This is a genomic window from Thermoactinomyces sp. CICC 10521 (assembly GCF_016055135.1).
GTDB lineage: Bacteria > Bacillota > Bacilli > Thermoactinomycetales > Thermoactinomycetaceae > Thermoactinomyces_A > Thermoactinomyces_A daqus.
In genome coordinates this window covers 1-3253 of the sequence record NZ_JAECVZ010000069.1, presented here as the reverse complement: position 1 = coordinate 3253, position 3253 = coordinate 1, and the positions used below count along the sequence as shown (strand labels likewise).

The following is a 3253-nucleotide window of genomic DNA, read 5'->3' as shown; positions in this document are numbered from 1 at the left end:
CGGCGTCTTCTCCTCAAACGTGGCATTCCCCACACGATTCCAGAGCGTAAAAATCAGGCTGAGCGCCGGTCCAAAAAGCCAGGTCGTCCTCTCTCCTTCAGTAAAGAACGATATGCACGTCGAAACATGATTGAACGTTGTATTAACCGTCTGAAGCAATGGCGTGGCTTTGCCACGCGCTATGAAAAACGGGCGGTTTATTTTTGTGCTGCCATTACCTTGATTTCCCTGATGATTTGGCTCAATTAGTGATTCACCAGACACGCCCTAGTGTCATGATGAACGGTGGGAGAATTGATAAAAACACCTTCATGGATGCGGCAATTGGTGGATTGCTCGGCCCGATTGGAGATGGCATCGCTGTAGGGGTTTCTCGAGCATTGGAGAGCGGGGTTGGCCGGAGGTTGGTGACGTGGTTGGTGGAATCACGAGTTTTCGGCTCCGGCTTAAAATACGGAGGCAAGCTGATCAGCAAAATGCCGGGCCCGATCCAACGAATGTTCAGTAAAGCAGGGTTTATCAGCGGGGTGGAAAATGCGGGCGTCAGCATAGTGGATGATATCTTGCACGGAAGGAAGATCAACTGGAAACGAGCCCTGATTTCCGGTGCAGTCGGTACAGCCTTATTAGGGGTAGGGGTATTTATCGTTCCGAAAATAGAGCCGGTTGTGAATAAAGTGACCACCGCGTTTAAAGAGTATACTGAACCTATTCTGGCGAAAGCGAATCGGCTAGAAAAGTGCGTTTCTTACCAGCAGCCGACACAGGGTTATTTTGCTTCTGTACGGTTCCCTGATGTTAGTTGCTTATATTCTCCGGATGCAGGCGGTGGTAGTGGGACAGGGAATGCGGGTAGTAAGATTAATGGTAGTATAGTTAAAGAAGAAAGTAAAACAACTGCGGCTAATCAAGCCGGAAATCAAGGATAATAAAAACATTGTACCATTATACTAATGAGGAAGGGCTCAAAGGAATATTATCATCTAAAAAGTTGAACCCATCCTTAAAAGCAAATAATCCTAAAGACGCCAGATACGGAGATGGTCAATATTTATCTGATATTAAGCCTGGTACTAAAAGACCTGGACAATTATCTGCTGCTTTTATCAGGATACCATGGCAAGGAAGAAAGTTTGATCATTATATAGAAATCGACGTGACAGGTCTAAAAGTAGTAAAAGGTCGAGAAAATGTATTTGTTATACCGAATGTAGTTCCGCTAGATATATCGAATAGAATTGTTAGTTACGGAAAAGTTATGGAAAAATACATTGAGAGATTGTCAAAGGAGGCGGAGGATATTACAAAATGATGAGAGAGGGAATAAGAACATATATTATGGTTGATCATATTCATACCTATGACGATTTACCCGTTAGAATATATTCCGAATTAGACGAAGAGCGATATGAAGTCAGGAAAATTGAGATATTTAAGGATGGTAGCATTGGATATGCTTACGATGATGTTGAGGTAGGCCCTACTGGTTTGGGAGAAGTACCGGTACCTCCCCTTGATGAGATTGCTCAAGATCCTTATGAGATCTTTTTCCCAAAAGAAATAACGAAAGCTGAATTTGAAAAAATTTGGAATGAAAAGGTTGTAAAAGGCTCGGTGTAAAACCGAGTCTTTGATGTTATTTTTGATAGTAGGGGAGATATTATGATTCGTTATGTGAAAGGGAACATACTGGAGTCAGATGCAGAGGCACTTGTAAACCCCGTTAATTGTGTTGGAGTGATGGGAAAGGGATTGGCATTACAGTTCAAGAAATCATACCCTTCTAATTTCAATCAATATGTTCAAGCATGTAAAGCTGGCAAACTAAAGCCAGGTATTGTTTACCCAGTTTTTGAACAAGAGAAATGGATTTTGAACTTCCCCACAAAAAGGCATTGGCGTCAAAAGTCTAAATTAGAGTACATTGAACAAGGCCTACAGGATCTTATACGAATTATCGAAACGAAAGATATCCAATCAGTTGCTGTTTCCGCTCTTGGGTGTGGTTTAGGTGGACTAAATTGGGATGAAGTGAAAAAGTTAATTGAGCAATATCTCGGTAGTCTTGACATCGATATTTATGTTTACGAGCCTTCTTTCATGGCTCCATAGCACCGCTTTGGAGTGATGAAGTTGCGGAAAAAGCCTGTGCCTTTTTTATCAGGTCACAGTATGACTCACCAAAATAAACCCTCGGTGTGCCGGGGACTCGTCCCAAAGTTTGCAAAAGGTACGCATCAGTAACGTCATGCAAAAGTTAAATGTGAAAGGACGATCCCAAGCCGTAGTGGAGTTGGTAAGATTGGGCGAATTAAAGATATAGTCTGCATGTGACCCTGCCGCATTTGCAAGAAGGCAGGGGTTTTTATGTGGGGAAAAAGGCCGACTGGATTAAAGATTTCAGTACAACGTTTGACCGGGTGGACGGATTTTTGAAGATCAATGAAGAGATAGCTTAGGTCGTACGGCAGATCTTCGATTGGTATGCAAAGGACAATAAAAGATCGGTGGGCGTAAGAAACAAATCCGCAACCCCAGAGAAAAATGGCTGGTATTTAAAAATCATCATATGCCGATTGTCTCTCGGGCAATCTGAAAAAAAGCCAATCCAAAAGAAAGGAATGGTGAGAAGGTCAACATTACCCTATGGAATGATTTGCTGGGAATCTGCAAGTGCAGTGAATGCAGGTCCAATATGGTCGTTGTACGTCCGATGGCTCCAAGCGGAAATACCGCTATTTGAAATGTTCCAATTACCGTCGATCCGGAACGCATGGCTGTGTGAACCATTGGCCGATTTTGTACGAAGATGTAAGGGAGTTTGTTATTCAATGCTTGAAAGAAAAAGGAAAATCCATTGCTTTCAACTTTGTGAGCGAAGTGGAACAGGAAAGGGAAAACCAGTTCAAAGCCATTCAAAAGCAATTGCAACAGTGGGAAGAGAAAAAGAAAAGCCTGGTGGACCTGTATTTGGATCAACTAATTAGGAAACAAGAGTTTGAGGAGAAAAGAAACGAGCTAGAGGAACAAATTCACCAACTGGAGGAAGAGATATTAATTCTGGGGCAAAAAGAATACACCCATAAAAAGGTGGAAAACATTCGGCAAGCGTTTGAAGTGCTAGAAGAGGAGAATGAGGATCTATTGCAGGTGTTTGTTACCGCCGGTCTATAATTGACCCAGGATCGCCGAAAAAGAATTGACCCACTCCCCGTCGAATAAATCCCCTTCGAATAATACCGCCAAATTTCTT

Annotated in this window: 5 protein-coding genes and 2 pseudogenes; all 7 read left to right on the top strand. The window is 42.6% G+C overall.

All coding sequences use genetic code 11. From position 1 onward, the window contains the following. A pseudogene (locus tag I8U17_RS17905) lies at positions 1 to 249 on the top strand (IS5/IS1182 family transposase); the annotation flags it as partial. Beyond that, entirely contained in the window at positions 204 to 929 is a 726-nt protein-coding gene (locus tag I8U17_RS17900; RefSeq protein ID WP_198059977.1) for a hypothetical protein, read from the top strand. The pseudogene I8U17_RS17905 and the gene I8U17_RS17900, both read left to right, overlap by 46 nt. Before the next feature lie 8 nt (positions 930 to 937). Beyond that, entirely contained in the window at positions 938 to 1312 is a 375-nt protein-coding gene (locus tag I8U17_RS17895) for an HYD1 signature containing ADP-ribosyltransferase family protein (protein WP_198059976.1), read from the top strand. Next, the gene (locus I8U17_RS17890) at positions 1309 to 1620 is read left to right on the top strand and encodes a DUF6881 domain-containing protein (RefSeq protein WP_198059975.1); all 312 of its coding nucleotides are present in this window, start codon (positions 1309 to 1311) and stop codon (positions 1618 to 1620) included. Before I8U17_RS17895 ends, I8U17_RS17890 begins: the two co-directional genes overlap by 4 nt. 42 nt (positions 1621 to 1662) lie before the next feature. Then, positions 1663 to 2112, top strand: coding sequence for a macro domain-containing protein (locus tag I8U17_RS17885; RefSeq protein ID WP_198056498.1), 450 nt, complete (start codon positions 1663 to 1665; stop codon positions 2110 to 2112). A 121-nt stretch (positions 2113 to 2233) separates the two neighbouring features. Beyond that, positions 2234 to 2323: pseudogene (locus I8U17_RS18980) on the top strand (helix-turn-helix domain-containing protein); the annotation flags it as partial. A 359-nt stretch (positions 2324 to 2682) separates the two neighbouring features. Beyond that, positions 2683 to 3174, top strand: coding sequence for a recombinase zinc ribbon domain-containing protein (locus I8U17_RS17875; RefSeq protein ID WP_198059974.1), 492 nt, complete (start codon positions 2683 to 2685; stop codon positions 3172 to 3174). Positions 3175 to 3253 lie beyond the last annotated feature (79 nt).

Bases quoted from the DNA above. Each gene is read 5' to 3' on its own strand.
- I8U17_RS17885 (WP_198056498.1), top strand. From the start codon at position 1,663: ATGATTCGTTATGTGAAAGGGAACATACTGGAGTCAGATGCAGAGGCA.
- I8U17_RS17875 (WP_198059974.1), top strand. From the start codon at position 2,683: ATGCAGGTCCAATATGGTCGTTGTACGTCCGATGGCTCCAAGCGGAAA.
- I8U17_RS17890 (WP_198059975.1), top strand. From the start codon at position 1,309: ATGATGAGAGAGGGAATAAGAACATATATTATGGTTGATCATATTCAT.